Origin of the sequence: Flagellimonas alginilytica, from assembly GCF_042134605.1 — a bacterium.
In the GTDB taxonomy this organism is placed as follows: domain Bacteria; phylum Bacteroidota; class Bacteroidia; order Flavobacteriales; family Flavobacteriaceae; genus Flagellimonas; species Flagellimonas alginolytica.
Genome location: NZ_CP169638.1, coordinates 1,287,764 through 1,306,395 on the forward strand (window position 1 = coordinate 1,287,764; position 18,632 = coordinate 1,306,395).

Consider the following 18,632-nt stretch of genomic DNA (forward strand, 5'->3'; position numbering starts at 1 on the left):
TTTAAAGCTTATACGAAATCTTAAACATCACAATCCTTGGCATGATGGACGTGGATTGGTCTCTGATCAAAAAATCAGAAAACGAGTTCTGCCTTTTGAACCGCACATCAAAAAGGTTTTGTACGGAGACTTCGACACCCCAAGGACTGTCTTCTTTTTGGTAAAACAGTGATGCGTTGGCTACATCAAAAACATTGGTCAGGTTTTGTCCCTCATTAGTGTATTCCGTTCGCTCATAATCACCCTTCAAATGAAAATCATTGAGAAACACATAATCCAGATTTGCAAAGATGCTCGAATTGGTAAAGGTGTTTTTATTAGTGGGTGTGGTATAAACCGATGGGTTGTGCGTGTAACCCAACTCCAAATTGGGCCATTTATCGAAAAGGGTCTCCACCTTACCTGTGGCAGAAATGGAACGGGAAAGGTTTTTGGACACATTGTTGTTCACCAATTGGAAAAATTCGTTATAGCTTCCCCTGCTTTCCAAACTGAGCTTGACCTTGTGGATTCGCTTCCCGAATCTGAAATTGGCGTTTAAGGAGTTTTCGGGCTGGTTGAACAGGGTGTAGGTTACAAATTGATTGATGCCGTCCAATACTGTGGTGTTCTTTACACTTTGTGTTCTTTTATTATAGGTCAAACCAACATTCAGATTCAAACCTCGGAATAGACTGAACTTATAATAGCTCAGGGAATAGGAATGGTTTCTTCCGTTTTCCAAATCAGGCGTCCCCAACCCCACCGAATTGAAGGATCTCAGCATAAAATTAGTGCCCAACTGGTCAATGGTCGGGAATTGCCTCCGCTGCCTGTAGCCGAATCGTATTTTTTCGCTGCTGTTGAACTCCGCCTCTGCATCAAAAGCCGGCAGCAGAACTTGGGTGCTATTGTTTACCGAAAGTCCTTCTTGCTCATTGTCCCAATTGTAATTGTGATAAAACAGTCCTGATTTCACCGTAAAAATACCTGCCAAAAATTTAAATTCCAGCCCCAGAAATGTGTCATTGAACCGATAATTAATATGGTTTCCAAAGCCATTTTCTGAAAAATCATTGATACTTCCATTGGTGAGTTGTTGTATTTCACCACTTGTGAAATCATCGAACCGTAAATTGGTGCCGAAGGTGGTATAGATGTGGTTGAAATTGTTGAGCACCCAATAATCCTTCAATACTAAATCAAAGGATGTGGTCCGGGTCTCTTTCTTCTGAAAAACTTGATAGGAATCGTCTTCTTCCAAAGGAATCAAATCTTGCAGAAAAACTTGGTCCGTTTCCCAAGTATTCTCCGGAGTGCTTTTTTGAAATGCCATAGAACCCTCCAAACTCAGGGTTTGAGCTCTTGAAAAACGCTTGCTGTATTCCACATTCTGTTTTAGCTCCAGTGCCGAAATATTTTGCAGGGTGTTGAAAAAAGTACTTCGATCTTCACTCTGAGTCAAAATGATGCCGTCGCCCTTGTTTTTGGTGAATTTTGCAAACGAATTCAGGGTTACATTCTCATCGCTGTTGGGTTCGTGTTCCACCGTTGCCTTCCCGATCAAAAAGAAATTGTCGTAATTGTTGCGTTCCGTTCTGTCCTCGTTCAAGAATCCATCGGAATTGTTGTAAATGTTCAGGGTGTTGGATTCCGTTTCGGTATCGCTGCTGTTGGCAATTACATAACTGTTGATGTCCGTTTTGGGCGAGACCGTTTGCCTAAGATTGAATGCCCCAAAGCGATTGGTGTTCGCCCTGAAATCGGTGTTGTTCAAAAATTGGGAGAAATCGTCCCTGCTCAGGGAAAAATAGCCTCCAATATCGTCCATAAGCTTGCCAAATCCCCCATTGAACTCCAAATAATCGGAAAAGGAGAAACTTTTGACCCCAATATTGTTCAGGTCACCAATAAAGTTGATATTGGTTTTGGGACTGTAGTAAAACAGGTTGGGGTGCACCAAATAGCGGTCTTTGATCCCTCCACCCGCTTCCATATCGCCAAAGGCGAATTTCTTTTTGTCCTCTTTTAGTTTGATGTTGAGGGCCAGTTCATCGGAATCCTGCAGTCCTTTGAGAAATCCGATTTTATTATAATTGTCTAGCACTTGCACCTCATCCACGGCATCGGCAGGAATGTTATTTACGGCTAGTTTGCTGTTTCCTGTAAAAAAGGTTTTGTCCTCTACGAGAACTTTGGTCACTTTTTTGCCTTGGGCGGTCACATTACCTTCCCGGTCCACCTCAATGCCGGGTAGCTTTTTAAGTACTTCGCGCAGTTTACGTTCCTCTCCGGTAACAAAAGCATCTGTTTGGTAGGTTATGGTGTCTTCTTTTACTTCTATTGGAATTTTGTATTCCAAGACCACCTCATCGAGGTCGTTGGTTTTGGGCACCATTTTCAAATCTTTTATTTCATCTTGTGTTACGGTATAATCAAAAGAGAGTTTTTGGTAGCCGAGGTAGCTCACCTCAATGGAGTAGGCCACCTCTTTTTCCAAGCGCAGCACATACTCACCCTTATCGTTGGTAATGGCAAACTGGGTACGCTCACCATCATTTTTGGGGAAGGCCAAGATGTTGGCGTTGATCATTGGTGCCGTGGTAGTGCTATCCGATACAGTGCCCCTTAGGGTAACATTTTGACCCAATAAGTTGATGGGACTAAAACAAAGAATATAAATCAATAAAAAATATCGGCTCAATATAATTTGACTATTTCATGTAAATTACCTTCCTCCAAATCGTTCTTTGGCTATTTTGGCTCCTATGGCATCAAATTCTGCTTGTGTTATAGGTTTTTTACCCTTAGGTGGAGCTATAAGCTTACGTTGCTTCTCGTCCAATTGACCCAAGTTTATTTTATCAGCATAAAATATTCTATCCTTTTCACGTAGTTCTAAAATTAATCCAGGTAGGCCAGAATAATTTTTGGGACCAAAAGACAAATTGATTTCGGGAGCATACCAAGCAATAACCGGAAATTCAAATCTTCCTTTGCTATTATTTACAACATAAGTCGTTGTGGCTTTATAGCATAAATATTTACCAATGCTCTTACTATTTTTGGTTAGCTTCCACTCATTTGTAATTACAGGATGTTTTACAATAAATTTCTCTCCAAAGGCTGGTAAATCCTCATAAACCAACCCATTTTCAAGATTTGTAAAAAACCTTCCTTTTGCACCAAGAATGGTCAATGCAATATCGGCTCCTTTTTCTGCATCATTGGTCAACAGTTTTTCTCTATAAAAAAGTGACTCCTTTGCATAACCTAAAAGTTTAAAATCTATGAACTTTACATTATCATAAGCTATTTTATAAATATCCTTTAAAACCTCAGAAACTTCAGTTTCAACAAGGTCGACCTTGTACGTGACCTCTACCGAGTTTTGTTGCGCAAACACACAATTGATACAACCCAACAGAATTAAATACATTATTCATTTCATTTTTGTGAAATATTAATATTCCAATCATTTCTTGATTCTTACCACCATCCTCCATCCAGTTGTGCTTTGACCTTATCACCTTCCTTTTTGTATTCTTCCTCTGTCATGGTTTCGATATCTTGGGGCCATTCTATTTTTACTTCTTTTTTGGGGTTTAGTTCAACTTTGCTAGCGGTGTAGGTAGCTATGGGCAATTGTAGTTCCAAGATTAGGCCAGGAAGGTTTCCCACATAATCCACCGGACCAAAAGAAACGGGGATTTCCGGGGCATACCAGGCTATAGTATCTTCATTTAATCCAGTGTTGGATTTATCAAGAATGGCTTTATAGCACAAAAACTTTCCAATTTGTTTCTTTTCCTTGGTCAGAGTCCAATCTTGCTTTTCTATTTCTGACTCTACATTGTATTTCCTATCTTCATAGTAGGTCTGCAATATTTGTTCGCTGTTAGTTAAGTTCGTAAAATAAGTTCCCTTAGAAGTAAGGTACTTAACAAACTCGTCTAGTTCTTTATAATACGAAATACTAAGTCCTCTCTGGTGTTGAAAAACACTTTTTTCTTGGTCGAATAATAATTCCAATTGAATATTTTTGGCAGCATCGGCAACCACCTTATGCATCCTTTCTAACTGTGGTGAACCTTCTTTTTCGTTTTCAGTATTATCCATACTTACACGGTAGAGGATTTTTCCACTTGTAATTTGGGCGAAGGTTGGATTGACAAAAAGCAGAAAAGGAACAATATATATTAGACTATACTTTTTCATAATAAATTTTTTTAAGTAGTATGACCGAAAATTTCGGTCATACTACCTTTATATTACTTACATCATTTCACATAAGGCATATGCAACTGTAAAAGCCTTTCCAGCCGCAAAACCATCTCCAGTTTTATTATAAATGTAATCCGCATAATCAAATGCCATTCCTTCGCAATCAACTGGCATTTCAACTGTAGCAGCATTTAAACCATTTGAGGAAAAACCAATAGCAAAAACAGTACTCAATAAAAAAATTGCTTTCTTCATTTTCTAAAAAATTAATAGGTTAAGAAATCAGTTTTACTTACTTCAAGATTTGCGCAAAAAATTGTAAGACTTGGTATGAAGCTATGTCAAAATTATCTTTCAAAACTCTCAGAATCCACGGATACTTCTTTTAAATTGATGTATGGTGGTTTTGAATTGACGGATTGATAATTTTCAGTATTCTTCAAAAGAAAAATCGTGTCGAGAACTGGAAATCAACAAAATCCTATGAATTTTCCTCGAATTGATAGGTTTTGGCAAAGAAAAATATATTTAACAGAGAAGTTGGATTAATCCCGCTCCAAAGAAAAATCGGAATGTTCCTTTAATTGCGAATCCAATTCCTTAGAAAAGACCTCCATTTCTTCATCGGAGTAGTTATATGATTTTTGGAACTCTTTAAAAACAGCTTCTTTGTATTTCCGAACACTATCAATATCAAAATAAAGCCTGCCCGTTCTCCGAATGAAAAAATCCAAGGGATTCAATGCTTTTTCGTAGGCTATGGCAAATTGTACTTCTGCCCGAATCATGTTTTCTTGGGGGTCGTTTCCCTTAATCTTAGCATATAATTCCAAAATAGTTTCTGCCTGCTTACCATAGGTGGTTACTAAATACCAAGCTTCGTACTTTGTAAAACCATCCCCTTGAAGCCGCTCTTGAAGTTCGGCAATGTATTTTTTTACATGTTTGAACTTTTTAAAGTCGTTTCCACAAAGTGGAATCTTATCCGTAGTACACGCTTTGAGTTCCACTCCATAATCTTCTTCCATTTTTTGGGAAATACGGTTCACGGTGCGCTCGGCCATTTTTCGATAGCCCGTAAGTTTACCTCCGGCAATACTCACTAATCCAGATTCAGAGGTGAAAATTTCATCTTTTCGGGATAATTCAGAAGCGGATTTGCCCTCTTCGTGAATCAAGGGGCGTAGTCCAGCCCATGACGAGATAATATCATCCAATTCCAATTCGATATCCGGAAACATATGGTTAACGGCAGAAATCAAATAAATGGCATCGGCCAATTCTGTGGTCACATGGTCCTTGTCCGAATTATAATTGGTGTCAGTAGTCCCAATATAGGTAACCTTGCCACGTGGAATGGCAAACATCATCCGCCCATCGGGAATATCAAAATAAACGGATTGCTTCACGGGAAGTTTTTCCTTCGGAAATACCAAATGGACACCCTTGGTCAAGTGCAAACGCTTGCCTTTTTTGGATTGGTTCACACTACGCAGCTCATCCACCCAGGGACCTGCCGCATTGATCACATATTTTGATGAAATCTTGTACTCGTCTCCAAACACTTCGTCCGTAAACTTGACCCCTGCTACCTTTTCATCGTCATACAGAAAATCGGTGACCTTGGTATAATTGAATATCCGCGTACCAAATTGAAGACTGGTTTTTAGGTTTTCCAAAGTAAGTCTCGCATCATCGGTGCGGTATTCGGCATAATAGCCGGCACCGTTCAAAATCTTTTTGGGCAAAAGGGGCTCCAGTTTCATGGCCTCCTTCTTCTCCAGCATCTGGCGTTTATCGTCCCCCGAAACCTGCGCCAGAATATCGTAGACTTTTAAACCAATGGAAGTCAACCATTTTCCGTAGGAACCACCCTCGATCAAAGGGAGCAACATTTTTTCGGGAATCACCAAATGCGGGGCCAATTTATGTACGATGGCCCGTTCGGAACCTACTTCTTTTACCAACCAAAAATCAAATTGTTTTAAATAGCGTAGTCCGCCGTGGATCAGTTTAGTGGATTTGCTACTGGTACCAGAGGCAAAATCACCTTTTTCAAGCAGTAAGACTTTCATTCCTCTGGAAGAAGCATCCAAAGCAATACCGGCACCGGTAATACCACCGCCGATCACCACAAGGTCATAGGAATCCCTATCAATGTTTTGGAGGGCCTCTCTTCTATTCACATTTGAAAAATCGATGTTCCCTCCCATAAAATTTTATTTATTGAATTCGTATTCACGCTCCACGCGACATATGCGTACTTTGTACCAAGAATACCAGGTTTCTATTCCTCGTTTTTGAGCTTTTTTATGATCTAGTTGAGATTTCCAGTTGGCAACGGCCTCCAGACTTTCCCAATAACTAACGGCAATGCCCATGCCATCCCGGGCACTTTCAAAACCCAAAAACCCTGATTGTTTTCGGGCCAATGCTTCCATTTCTTCAGCCATTTGGCCATATCCATTATCTCCTTCGGTTCTCAGGTTGGTAAAAATTACAGCGTAGTATGGTTTTTTAAGTTCCATTTAAACAATGTACTCCTTTTCCAGAAAATAATTCACCACAGCTTCCTTCATTAACACGGTCTGCTCCCCTGCTTTTAGCGGTGGTAGTTGTTCCTTTACTTTGTAATGGGGCCATCCATCTTCATCAAAAAAATCAAAATCGTAATAGCCATAAGGTTCCAAAAGGCGGCAGATAGCAATGTGCATCAGATTGACCTTCTCGTCCTTTTTAAACTTACGATGAAAATCTCCAAGCTCTTGGACCCCTACCAAATAAACAATCCCGTCCAACTCCAAAGGGTCACCATCAGAAAACTGTGCAGACAATTTTGCCACCAAAAATTCCCATCGTTCCTTTAATTGTTCGTCTCTTGACATCTGTTTTTGATATGAGTTTCAAAGGTACAAATCAATATTCTATATTTGTTAAAACCCTTGTATGAGCTTTTTGGACATCATCATCGGAATTCTGTTGATCTGGGGCCTATATAAAGGCTTAAAAAATGGCCTTTTTGTTGAGCTGGCATCCCTGATCGCCCTTATTGCCGGAATCTACGGCGCCATACATTTTTCCCACATCACCGGCGATTATTTGGCCGCACAATTTGATTGGAGCGAGCAATACCTAAAAATAGCGGCCTTTTTGATAACCTTTTTTGTCATCATCGTTACAGTAAACTTGGCCGGTAAAATATTGACCAAGATTGCCGATTTTGCCATGCTCGGGCTTTTGAACAAAGTCGCAGGCGGTATTTTTGGCGCTTTGAAAGTTGCTGTTATTCTAGGCGCTTTCCTTATTTTTTTTGAAAAACTCACGACTCCTTTGGGCCTAATTAATGAGGAAACCAAAGAAGATTCTGTTTTTTACGAACCGATCAAAGATTTGGGCGATCTGATCTTCTCCTATGTTTTTGATGACGAAAAAACTATACCTTCCGATAACATTGAAGCCACCGAAGAGATAATATAACCGGCTTGGTATAGAATGATAAAAATCGCTCCCAAAAAACCCTTTGCTTCCTTTTTCCTGTATTTCAACGTAATAATCTGGCCAAACATGGAAATTTCATGGAATAAGAAAGGTGCTCCGCTATTTTAGCAATGAGAACACAAGGGAACTTAGAACACTCCCGAAAACACCCCGAAAATGAAAAAATTATATGGCACTTTGCTGGCCGTAGCGCTTGCTCTTGCCCTGACCACTTGTAGCACTACACCCGCGCAAGAAGATGAATTGGGATATACAGAAGCTACTCTTGGAAATGAAAAACAAACAGTTGACCCGGCTAAAATGGAGGAAGATTTGTTAGGTCTGGTCAACGAACATCGCAAATCGAAAGGGTTAAGCTCACTATCCAAAAGTGCTCCCTCCTATAAATATGCCGAAGAACATAACGATTACATGATTTCGCGCAATGCCCTTAGTCACGATAATTTTGATTCGAGAGCATCAAAAATAGCAGCAGAAACCGATGCTATCAGTGTCTCGGAAAATGTAGCAAGATACTATACCTCGGCTGCCAAAACTTTAGAGGGTTGGATAGAAAGCTCCTCTCATAAAGCTGCCATGGAAGGCGATTTTACCCATACTACACTTAGTGTACAACTAGATAAAGAGGGGAGACCGTACTACACCCAGATTTTCTTAAAGGTTGAATAGGTTTTTCGAGTAAAAGTATATCAAGACCCGTCGCTAAGCGGGTCTTTTTTGTTAATCGCTATGTTGCCAACAAGGATTTTTTTACCTTTCGTAAAATCTTTGAAAATGGCTATACAGGCACCTTTCAATCTAAATAAATGGATTGAGGAAAACCGAGATACCCTAAAACCGCCGGTAGGGAACAGAAACCTCTATAAAGAATCCGGTGATTATATAGTAATGATCGTGGCCGGGCCCAATGCACGCAAAGACTATCATTACAACGAAACCGAAGAGCTTTTTTATCAGTTAGAAGGTAATATTGAGGTAAATATCCAAGAAGATGGACAAAAGAAAACCATGAAGTTGGGCCCCGGGGACATGTACCTTCATCCAGCTAAAGTACCCCACTCCCCGGTACGAAAAGAAGGCTCGATCGGGCTCGTGGTGGAACGCAAACGTACCGATCTGGATGCAGAGGATGGATTATTGTGGTTTTGCGACAATTGCAACCACAAACTGCACGAGGTTTACTTTAAATTGAATGATATCGAGAAAGATTTCCTAGGTCATTTTAAGCACTTTTATGGATCGGAACAATTGCGCACCTGTGATAATTGTGGTACCATTATGCCTGTGGACGAACGTTTTGTAGCCAAAGAAGAATGATACTCCTTTTCGCAAAGATCATAATTGGGATCGTGGCCTTGCTCCACATATATTTTCTATGGCTGGAAATGTTCGCTTGGACCACCAAAGCAAAAAAGGTATTCCGTAGTTTTCCGGAAGATTTGTTCGAACCTACCAAAACATTGGCCGCCAATCAAGGTCTTTACAATGGTTTTTTGGCAGCAGGACTGATCTGGTCACTGTTCATACAAAATGCCGAATGGCAAATTTATGTGGCCCTCTTCTTTTTGGGGTGTGTTGCCGTGGCCGGACTGTACGGAGCTCTCACCGCATCTAAAAAAATATTGATCGTGCAAGGCCTTCCGGCCATCTTAGGTCTAGGCTTGCTTCTGATCCATCAATTCCTGTAAACCCTTAAGAATAATAAGATTATTCGTAATATTGTAAAAATATAACAATTCACTACTAAAAAGTTATAAATGTCAAAAATAGCAGCTGCTTTTGGAATAGAAGAAGCCTTAAAAGAGTTGGGCTTGAACGAAATCAATAATGGTACCTCTACCGGAAAAGATTGGTTTTCAAATGGTGAAATCATAGAGTCTTATTCTCCAGTAGATGGTGCACTTATCGGGAAGGTCAAAGCTACCACCCCTGAAGATTATGAAAAAGTGATCAGTACCGCTCGGGAAGGCTTCAAGAAATGGAGAACCATGCCAGCGCCCCAACGTGGCGAAGTGGTTCGTCAATTCAACGATGAACTTAGACGGTTAAAAGAGCCATTGGGCAAGTTAGTATCCTACGAAATGGGAAAAAGCTACCAAGAAGGATTGGGCGAGGTGCAGGAAATGATCGACATCTGTGATTTTGCAGTGGGACTATCCCGTCAACTGCACGGACTTACCATGCACAGTGAGCGTCCAGGTCACCGCATGTACGAGCAATATCATCCACTAGGAGTTGTAGGAATTATTTCTGCTTTTAATTTCCCCGTGGCCGTTTGGTCCTGGAATACAGCCTTGGCCTGGGTCTGCGGTGATGCCTGTATCTGGAAAGGTTCGGAAAAAACCCCCATCACATCCGTTGCATGCCAAAATATTGCTGCCCGTGTATTTGCCGCAAATGGCGTTCCCGAAGGTATTTCCTGCTTAATTACCGGAGATTATACCATAGGCGAGCTGATGACAAAGGACGAGCGCATTCCATTGATCTCCGCCACGGGATCTACAAGAATGGGAAAAATAGTGGCCAAAACCGTGGCCGAACGCCTTGGTAAAACATTGTTGGAGCTTGGGGGAAACAATGCCATAATCGTTACCCCGGATGCCAATATTAAAAATACCGTTATCGGAGCCGTATTCGGAGCCGTGGGCACTTGTGGACAACGTTGTACCTCTACCCGTAGATTGATTGTTCACGAAGAAGTTTACGATAAGGTGAAAAATGCCATAGTTGACGCCTACAAGCAGATCAAAATTGGAAATCCTCTGGATGAAAACAACCACGTAGGACCGCTTATTGATAAAGATGCCGTTAAAAACTACTTGTCCGCATTGGAAAGAGTCGAGGCAGAAGGTGGAACTATTTTGGTTGAAGGTGGGGTACTGGAAGGTGAAGGATATGAAAGCGGTTGCTATGTAAAACCGGCCATTGCAGAGGCAGAGAATCATTACGAAATTGTCCAGCACGAAACATTTGGCCCTGTACTATATCTTCTTAAATACAGCGGAGACCTTGAAAATGCCTTGGAACTCCAAAATGGCGTTCGACAAGGACTTTCTTCCGCTATTATGACCAACAACCTGCGTGAAGCTGAACGATTCCTTTCCGTAGAAGGTTCCGATTGTGGAATTGCCAACGTAAATATTGGAACTTCCGGTGCTGAGATCGGTGGAGCGTTTGGTGGAGAAAAAGAGACTGGTGGAGGCAGGGAAAGTGGTTCCGATGCTTGGAAAATTTACATGCGCAGACAGACCAACACCATTAACTATACAACGGAGCTGCCTTTGGCACAAGGCATTAAGTTTGATCTATAAAAACATAAAGCCGCCCTTTCAGTAGTCTTACCGGAGGGGCGGTCTTTAAACCAACTTAACTAACTCAAACTTAAATTTAAAACCCTACTCCAATGCCGGAACTTTGTCGGGAGAAATAGGGTTCTTTACCTAATATTTGGCCTAAAGTTCAGTATATTCCCCATAGTTTCTAAAAGGTATCTTACAAGTGGCCATAAAAATTGTATGATTGGTTCCTTTTTGCCCTTTATCCGTTTCAATTCCATTTCAGCGAATCGTATTTTTTACTAACTCCCTCAATTTCTGATACATTTATTTAGAATTTTAAGATTTTTTTAATATTTTAAATGTCTCGTTTACACGGTGTTTATTTTTTGAAAATGGATTGGGAAACTTCAGCTTTATGGTATTGGATTTTACTGGCCGGTGTAGGGATCATTTCTGCTGTTCTCGGTTATTTTTTTGGAAAGTCCGACACGCCTTCCATTTCACAAAACACAGAGGCGCTTAATCTTCTTGAAATTGAGAACACCAAGTTAAAATCGGATTTGGAGAATTGTCATAAAAGGCTGGACAACTCAAAAATAAAATCCTTGGATATTGAAAAAATCGTAGGGTCACCAAAAGCGGAAACGCACCTATTCGACCCCTCGGAGGCTAAGGCTATATTTGGGAAAACCATTAAAGAAAACGACCTAAAACTTGTGGAGGGAATCGGCCCCAAAATTGAAGGTCTGTTCCACGGCGTTGGCGTTAAAACATGGGAAGCTCTGTCCGAATGTTCTGTGGACAAATGCCAAGAAGTTTTAAATACTGGTGGAAAAAGGTACCGTATCCACGACCCTGCCTCTTGGCCCATGCAAGCAAAAATGGCTCACGAAGGTCTCTGGCAGCAGCTATTCGATTGGCAAGAAAAGCATAGGGCAGGTAAATATTAAAAAAACTCCATTGGACCAACCGGTCGTTCTACATTCTTCCGTTGGCCTCGACCCATTTAAAAATGTACTGTTCCTGAGAAAACTGCATTCTCTCGGAAATCCGTTGTAATCGCTCTGGAAGCTTCATAAGATAGTCCCTTGCCTTTTCCGCTTTATCCGAAAGTCCTCGAAGATTTCCAAGGTCCCAATACTCGTTCAACTTTTTTAAGATGTCCACATAATCTTGTGCCGTATAGACGCCGAGTCTTTGTGCACAATTGGAGAATTGTTCGAATGCTTCACCAATGTTACCCCCTGACTCTCTTAAAAAATGGGCGGGCATAACTATTTTCTTCTTCATCATATCGGCAAAGGCCAAAACCATTCCGTCGGGGTCTTGCCCCATAATGGTCTTTACAAATTCTCTATAGGCCAAATGGTGCCTCATCTCGTCCCCAGCTATTATGGTACACATTTTTGCCAGCAGGCCATTTCCCTTTTTCTTTGCCAATTTGCCCACTCTTTTGTGGGATATATTGGTCGCGAGTTCTTGAAAAGTGGTATACACAAAGTTTTTATAGGGGTCTCTATCCGTTCCTATATCAAAACCATCGGATATCAAATGCTGGGTGGTGATTTCTATTTCTCGCATATTAACTCGTCCGGACAGATACAAGTATTTGTTCAGGACGTCACCATGTCTGTTCTCCTCTGCAGTCCATGCACGAACCCACTTGCTCCATCCATTATCCTTTCCATTGTGCTGATCTATACCTTCAACATCCATTAACCAAGACTCATAGGTAGGCAAAGCCTCTTCGGTAATGGTATCGGCCACGAGTGTCACCCAAAAATCGTATTCCAACTCTTTGGCTTCTTCCCTGATCTGTTCGATTTCATCAAAAAAATTATCGCTCTGCGAATTGGGCAAAAAGTCGGTGGGTTGCCATATTTTTTCGGTAGGAATAAGGAATTCATCTATAAACCCTTCTACTTTGGGTTCAATTGCCTGCATTACTTCCAATCTTACATTCTTTATCGACATACTTGGGGTTTTTCACAAAGGTCAAAATAAAATATTGGAATCTATCTAATTTCTTCCTCTTTCCTCAGGATAAAATGAACGCACCGGATCACTCTGCCAAAATTCTTTGGTTTCCACATCCAGCATGGTCAGTCCGCCCATAAAGGCAGCACCGGTGTCCACGTTCCAAACATTCGCACGCCGTTCCGGCTCCACAAATTTTGTTTTCGACAATGGAGTATGCCCAATAAAAACTTCCTTATAATGGGTAAGTCGTTTTGGAAACTTTGGGTCCTTGGGTGTTAGATCCGGATCAAGAGCGGTCGCAAGTTCCCAAAGAGTTCTATCCCAGTAAAACGACTGTTCAAAATACTCAAAATCTATTCCTTTAAGATTAGTGTAACCTGCATGTAGATATAACCGGTTGTCCTGCGAGAGGTAATAGTTTTTTAACCCTTCGTAAAACTTAATATGCAATTGCCATTTATCCTTGTCCGCTTTTAAATACGAATTTCGGGTAGCTGCTCCACCATGCGCCAACCATTGTGGGTTCTCCTTTTGATCCATGAGCCATGCCCGGCAAAGTTCATCGTGGTTGCCTCTTATAAAGGTGCACTGATGATCGGTATTTAACTGAATCAAAAAATCCACAGTTTCCACAGCAGTGCTCCAAGCATCAACATAATCTCCCAAAAATATTATATGATCGGAAGAAGTTACCTTTGCCCTTTCCATTACTTGCTCCAAAGCTCTTACTCCCGAGTGGATATCACCCACAACCAATGTACGCATAGAATAGTTTTTGACAATATTACACACAAATCCCTGTCCAATAAAAAATGATAGGAGCTTTATCGAGTATTTAACCTTCAATTAAAATAAGGACCCCGATTTTTGGACGTGGTATAAATTTCTATGTACCTTAGAATATTTCGAAAAGCGTATGAAGAAAATTTACTGCATAGGTGAATTACTTATAGATTTTGTTGCCGAAAAGCAAGGAAGTGACCTTTCCCAGGCCTTTGAGTTTACAAAAAAAGCAGGTGGTGCACCGGCCAATGTGGCCTGTGCGATTTCCAAACTTGGAGGAAACGGGATTTTTATCGGTTGTGTTGGGTCTGACCCATTTGGTTCTTTTTTATTGGAGACCCTTAAAAACGAAGGTGTTGATATTTCCTTGACCCAACTATCCGACACCTTTACAACGCTGGCCTTTGTTTCCCTTTCGGAAGATGGTGAACGGGATTTTGTATTTAACAGAGGTGCGGACAAGGAGCTCAAGTACAATGCAAATCTTCGAAAAAACCTGCATGGGAATATCCTTCACTTGGGTGCTGCGACCGCGCTATTGGGCGGTCCTTTGGAAAAAACCTATACCAAATATCTTTTTGATGGTCTTACCAAAGAAATGTTCATCAGCTTTGATCCAAATTTTAGAAGCGACCTTTGGAAAGATGACGAGGAAACTTTTATAAAAAAGTGCATGCCCTTTGTAGAAAAATCGCATTTGTGCAAATTTAGTCAAGAAGAGGCTCAACTGATATCGGGTAAAGAGAACATTGAAGAAGCCTGCGATTTTCTACATACAGTAGGCACAAAGATCATTACCGTTACTTTGGGAAAAGACGGCACACTTTTAAGTATGAACGGCACAAAAAAAATAATCCCGAGCATACCGGTAACCCCGGTGGACACTACCGGTGCCGGCGATGCCTTTATTGGCTGTTTACTCTATCAAATTTCAGATCTGGGCAATTTTGACCCCGTAATGGAAGATTTCTCCCTCCTCGAAAAAATGGTTGCTACTGCCAATAAGGCCGGAGCCATCACTACAACAAATTATGGGGCCATTGTGGCCTTGCCAACAAAGGAACAGTTGTAAAATTCCATGAACCAGACCAGTTTACATCAACTTCTCTCCAAAAATAAGGTCAGTAATGATCTTGAGCTATGCCATTTAAGGTTGGCCACCAACCTCACTTTGATCCAAAAACTGTTCTTCTCTTTATATCCAGAAGAACAGAATCGGGAGCATTTCCAAAACCTTTTGGCACTACTGCCCAAACTATTTGCAGAAAGACCAACGGAATTAAAAAAACAGGACCTTGAGCGATTAAAATCGGGCAATTGGTATCAGTCGCAGAATATTGTTGGAATGCAATTGTATGTTGAACACTTCAATAAGGACATAAAAGGTCTGCAGGAAAAAATACCCTATTTTAAAAAACTTGGTGTCAATTTTTTGCACCTAATGCCCATCACCACACGCCCTAAAGGCGAAAATGACGGCGGCTACGCGGTGAACGATTACCTTGAAGTGGACAAAAGATACGGCTCCAAGGACGATTTGTTGGGTTTGACCAAAGCTTTGCGTAAAAATGGCATTTTTTTAATGTTAGATTTTGTAGTAAACCATACGTCCAATGAGTATTCTTGGGCAAAAAAAGCCGCAAAGGGCGATAAAAAATACCAAAACTATTATTACACGTTCGAAGACCATACCATTCCAGAGGAGTTTGAAAAGACTTTGCCCGAGGTATTTCCGGAAACAGCGCCCGGGAATTTTACCTATATCCCCGAAATGGAAAGATGGGTAATGACCGTTTTCAACAATTACCAATGGGACCTCAACTATACCAATCCCGAGGTATTTCTAGAGATGCTCACCAACTTGGTCAAATTGGCGGATATGGGAGTGGATGTTGTCCGTTTTGATGCCCTGGCCTTCCTTTGGAAGAAACTCGGTACAATTTCGCAAAACCTTCCCGAAGCACACAACCTTATCGCCCTCTTCCGTTTATGTCTTCAGATCGTTGCCCCTGGAACCATTCTATTGGCAGAAGCCATTGTGGCCCCAACGGATATTATTAAGTACTTTGGGGAGGATGAAAAACGAGGCAACGAATGCGAAGTGGCCTACAATGCATCCTTAATGGCACTTTTATGGAACTCTGTCGCCACCAAGAAAACGCATTTGTTGTACAAGAGTTTAACAAACGTACCCCAAAAACCAAAAGAATGTACCTGGATCAATTACATCCGTTGTCATGATGATATTGGGTTAGGTTATGAAAACCATCTTATAGAAGAGTTGGGCCTAAACCCGCAAATGCACCGAAAATTCCTTTTGGATTATTATTGCCAACGATTGGATTGGTCGCCAGCCACCGGAATGCTGTTTATGTACAATCCCAAAACCGGTGACGGACGCATTACCGGGAGTGCCGCTTCGTTGTTGGGACTGGAGAAAGCCCTTGCCTTAAAAAACAAAACATTGATAGAGCAGTCCGTGGCCAAAATAAATATGTTGCACGGGATCATCCTTGCCTTTGGTGGTATCCCATTGATCTATGCAGGGGACGAAATAGGCACTTTAAACGAGTATTCCTTTCAGGAAGATAACAACAAAAAAGGGGACAACAGATGGGTAAACCGGCCCTTGCAGGATTGGAAAACCATTGCCAAACTGGAAGATACCACTCTTCCACAATCCAGAATATTCGGCACCTTGCAAAAGCTTATAAGAATTCGGAAAGAAAACTCTGTTTTTGCCGACCACAACAATGTTGAGCTCTACCATACCGGAAACGACCACATATTATCTTTTGAAAGAACATGCGAAAAACAAAGGTTGTTGGTTATTTGCAATTTTGATGAAAATCCGCAGGTAATCGATAGTAGTTGGATAAAAAAGCTGGGGTATTTCAGTAAAGGAGAACCCTTAGATCTGGTATCCGAAGAAAAGATAAAACTAAACAGTGGCCTTGTGGAGATCGGCCCCTATCAAATGTTTTGGCTTTTAAATGCCTAGGCATACCTAACTTTGCGCAAAATTCTTTGGGACTCTTTTAAGGATTGGTACACATGGCTATCGTATGTCTTTAACAATTGCCTGGCACCATCCATTTTGTCCTTGGCCTCTTCAAACCCGTTCAAATAACAAATGAGATAAGTTGCCGGCAGGTGGGTCATATCGGTATGTTCGGAACTCGTGAGGGGAATATGGCTTTCCAACTTTTTTAGGAGGGCATTGTTGGTATTGTATACGTGAAAAAGTGTTTTCTTGTCGAACTGTGGAGGTTCAAATATCAATTTGCTATGTATCGAGTACTTGCCATTGTCGGAAAAAGTGATCGTCATTTCCTCCAAAGGATAATATTTTTGTTGTGACCCCAATCCCAATTGCACATATTCCAATGTTTTAAAGGAATCATCGTCGTAATCAATGGTGATTTCGTCCAAAGCGGAGTAAAAGAGTTTTACCTGCTCATTGATCAGTTCGATATCCACCCGTGAATAATATACCTTGCCCTTGACCTTTTTTTTATTGCCTGCCCAACAGACCACAAATTGTTCTTTAAAAACTTTATAATCGCTTGTTAAGTCGGGGTGGCGTGTGTTGAAGAAATTGAGAACGGCATCCAGGGTATATTCAATGTTGTTCCGGGCATGCTGCTCAATGGTGGCCACCTTTTCAGAATTGATGTCCTTAAGTTCAATATCAAAGGCTTTGGGCAGACTTATACTGCCTTCCCTAAAGAATACGGCACCACCATAATACTTCCAAATATTTTTGCGCAACGCACAGACCTTTCCGTTGGACCTGATGGTAACCAGCCCAACTACCTTGCCTTCGGGCAAATGCGGAAAGGGTATGTTTTCATAAGAAATTAAAGGTGGGTTCTCCAAATAGGCATTGACCAGGTTTTGGATTTTGCTGTCATCAAAAAAATCAACCCCGACAATTTTGTTGTCTTCATCTTCTACTCCAATAACAATAAAAGAGTTGTTGTTGGGATTGGAATTGGCCAAGGCACAAACATGTTTGAGAAACTTGGCCTTGCCTTCCTTTTCTCCAATGGATATAAAACGCTTTTTGTCGTAAAAACTATTCTCGTCGTTATGGGCCAATAAGTTTTTTACGAGTAGGCGTTTATTGATCATAGTTCCTTCTTCACTATTGTACTGCTAGCCTGTGCAGTGGGCATTACCACAAGGTCGGCAATGTTTACATGATAGGGCCGGGTAACCACAAACAAAATAATGTCCGCAATATCCTCCGGTTTTAAGGGTTGAAAGCCTTGATATACTTTTGAAGCTTTTTCAGCATCGCCCTTAAACCTAACGTCGCTGAACTCGGTTTCTACCAGTCCTGGGTTTACGGCTCCAACTCGAATTCCATAAGCATTCAAATCTATTCGCATTCCCTGATTTATAGCGTCCACGGCGTGCTTGCTGGCACAATACACATTGCCATTTGGGTACACTTCCTTGCCTGCCGTGGATCCAATATTTATGATATGGCCCGATTTACGCTCTATCATTTTTGGAATAATGGCCTTGGACATATAAAGCAATCCTTTCACATTGATATCCAACATGGCATCCCAATCATCTATACTGCCCTTGTCAATTGGGTCCAGACCGTGGGCATTACCGGCGTTGTTGATCAAAATATCGATCTCTGAAAATTCCTTGGGCAAACTGTCGATGGCCGAGAATACATCCTCACGATTTCTCACATCAAAATTGAGCGTAATAATAGCTGTATCCCTGCCCAATTCGTTCTTAAGTTGATGTAACCGCTCTTCCCTACGACCGCAAAGAATCAGATTGTAGCCTTGTTTGGCAAAAAGTTCGGCAGTTGCTTTTCCAATTCCGCTTGTTGCTCCCGTAATTAACGCTGTAGTTGCCATTCCA

19 protein-coding genes are annotated in these 18,632 nt (G+C 41.3%); 8 read left to right on the top strand and 11 right to left on the bottom strand.

The window, feature by feature from the left end; genetic code table 11:
* Position 1: 1 nt before the first annotated feature.
* From ABTP35_RS05675 to ABTP35_RS05705, 7 genes are all read right to left on the bottom strand, one after another.
* Positions 2–2,683, bottom strand: coding sequence for a carboxypeptidase-like regulatory domain-containing protein (locus ABTP35_RS05675; RefSeq protein WP_293298465.1), 2,682 nt, complete (start codon positions 2,681–2,683; stop codon positions 2–4).
* A gap of 24 nt (positions 2,684–2,707) precedes the next feature.
* Positions 2,708–3,418, bottom strand: coding sequence for a GLPGLI family protein (locus tag ABTP35_RS05680; protein ID WP_293298462.1), 711 nt, complete (start codon positions 3,416–3,418; stop codon positions 2,708–2,710).
* Between the two features lie 50 nt (positions 3,419–3,468).
* Entirely contained in the window at positions 3,469–4,197 is a 729-nt protein-coding gene (locus ABTP35_RS05685; RefSeq protein WP_293298459.1) for a GLPGLI family protein, read from the bottom strand.
* A gap of 57 nt (positions 4,198–4,254) precedes the next feature.
* Positions 4,255–4,458: a hypothetical protein gene (locus tag ABTP35_RS05690; protein ID WP_293298456.1), complete on the bottom strand. Its 204-nt coding sequence runs from the start codon at positions 4,456–4,458 to the stop codon at positions 4,255–4,257.
* 290 nt (positions 4,459–4,748) lie between these two features.
* Positions 4,749–6,416 (bottom strand): glycerol-3-phosphate dehydrogenase/oxidase, encoded by a 1,668-nt coding sequence (locus ABTP35_RS05695; RefSeq protein WP_293298453.1) that lies wholly within the window; start codon positions 6,414–6,416, stop codon positions 4,749–4,751.
* Positions 6,417–6,422: 6 nt separating this feature from the next.
* Positions 6,423–6,731, bottom strand: a complete 309-nt coding sequence (locus ABTP35_RS05700) for an antibiotic biosynthesis monooxygenase (RefSeq protein WP_224836139.1) — start codon at positions 6,729–6,731, stop codon at positions 6,423–6,425.
* Positions 6,732–7,088 (bottom strand): hypothetical protein, encoded by a 357-nt coding sequence (locus tag ABTP35_RS05705; protein ID WP_224836138.1) that lies wholly within the window; start codon positions 7,086–7,088, stop codon positions 6,732–6,734. It abuts the gene before it with no gap.
* Between the two features lie 61 nt (positions 7,089–7,149).
* Between ABTP35_RS05705 and ABTP35_RS05710 the strand changes: the two genes are divergently transcribed.
* The 6 genes from ABTP35_RS05710 to ABTP35_RS05735 all read left to right on the top strand — a co-directional run bounded on the left by ABTP35_RS05710 (position 7,150) and on the right by ABTP35_RS05735 (position 11,929).
* Complete coding sequence (locus ABTP35_RS05710) at positions 7,150–7,680, top strand: CvpA family protein (protein WP_224836137.1); 531 nt, start codon at positions 7,150–7,152, stop codon at positions 7,678–7,680.
* Positions 7,681–7,857: 177 nt separating this feature from the next.
* Complete coding sequence (locus ABTP35_RS05715) at positions 7,858–8,370, top strand: CAP domain-containing protein (RefSeq protein WP_252080839.1); 513 nt, start codon at positions 7,858–7,860, stop codon at positions 8,368–8,370.
* Positions 8,371–8,475: 105 nt separating this feature from the next.
* Positions 8,476–9,018, top strand: coding sequence for a 3-hydroxyanthranilate 3,4-dioxygenase (locus ABTP35_RS05720; protein ID WP_293298446.1), 543 nt, complete (start codon positions 8,476–8,478; stop codon positions 9,016–9,018).
* The gene (locus tag ABTP35_RS05725) at positions 9,015–9,389 is read left to right on the top strand and encodes a DUF1304 domain-containing protein (RefSeq protein ID WP_224836134.1); all 375 of its coding nucleotides are present in this window, start codon (positions 9,015–9,017) and stop codon (positions 9,387–9,389) included. Before ABTP35_RS05720 ends, ABTP35_RS05725 begins: the two co-directional genes overlap by 4 nt.
* Positions 9,390–9,458: 69 nt before the next feature.
* On the top strand, positions 9,459–11,012 hold the full coding sequence (locus tag ABTP35_RS05730) for an aldehyde dehydrogenase family protein (RefSeq protein WP_293298442.1): 1,554 nt from the start codon (positions 9,459–9,461) through the stop codon (positions 11,010–11,012).
* Between the two features lie 326 nt (positions 11,013–11,338).
* Entirely contained in the window at positions 11,339–11,929 is a 591-nt protein-coding gene (locus ABTP35_RS05735; protein WP_293298439.1) for a hypothetical protein, read from the top strand.
* A 28-nt stretch (positions 11,930–11,957) separates the two neighbouring features.
* Here the strand turns inward: ABTP35_RS05735 and ABTP35_RS05740 are convergent, their stop codons facing one another.
* Together ABTP35_RS05740 and ABTP35_RS05745 are read right to left on the bottom strand one after the other, a co-directional pair.
* Positions 11,958–12,953 carry an acyl-ACP desaturase gene (locus ABTP35_RS05740; RefSeq protein ID WP_224836131.1) on the bottom strand — a complete coding sequence of 332 codons (996 nt, stop codon included), beginning with the start codon at positions 12,951–12,953 and terminating at the stop codon, positions 11,958–11,960.
* Positions 12,954–12,998: 45 nt separating this feature from the next.
* Positions 12,999–13,724 carry a metallophosphoesterase gene (locus ABTP35_RS05745; RefSeq protein WP_224836130.1) on the bottom strand — a complete coding sequence of 242 codons (726 nt, stop codon included), beginning with the start codon at positions 13,722–13,724 and terminating at the stop codon, positions 12,999–13,001.
* 151 nt (positions 13,725–13,875) lie between these two features.
* Here ABTP35_RS05745 and ABTP35_RS05750 point away from each other — a divergent pair, with 151 nt between their 5' ends.
* Positions 13,876–14,814 (top strand): carbohydrate kinase, encoded by a 939-nt coding sequence (locus ABTP35_RS05750; RefSeq protein WP_224836129.1) that lies wholly within the window; start codon positions 13,876–13,878, stop codon positions 14,812–14,814.
* Positions 14,815–14,820: 6 nt separating this feature from the next.
* Complete coding sequence (locus ABTP35_RS05755) at positions 14,821–16,743, top strand: alpha-amylase family glycosyl hydrolase (protein WP_293298433.1); 1,923 nt, start codon at positions 14,821–14,823, stop codon at positions 16,741–16,743.
* Here the strand turns inward: ABTP35_RS05755 and ABTP35_RS05760 are convergent.
* On the bottom strand, positions 16,740–17,876 hold the full coding sequence (locus ABTP35_RS05760; protein ID WP_293298430.1) for an ATP-binding protein: 1,137 nt from the start codon (positions 17,874–17,876) through the stop codon (positions 16,740–16,742). The genes ABTP35_RS05755 and ABTP35_RS05760 overlap by 4 nt on opposite strands.
* The gene (locus ABTP35_RS05765; protein ID WP_293298427.1) at positions 17,873–18,628 is read right to left on the bottom strand and encodes an SDR family NAD(P)-dependent oxidoreductase; all 756 of its coding nucleotides are present in this window, start codon (positions 18,626–18,628) and stop codon (positions 17,873–17,875) included. Before ABTP35_RS05765 ends, ABTP35_RS05760 begins: the two co-directional genes overlap by 4 nt.
* Between the last annotated feature and the right edge of the window lie 4 nt (positions 18,629–18,632).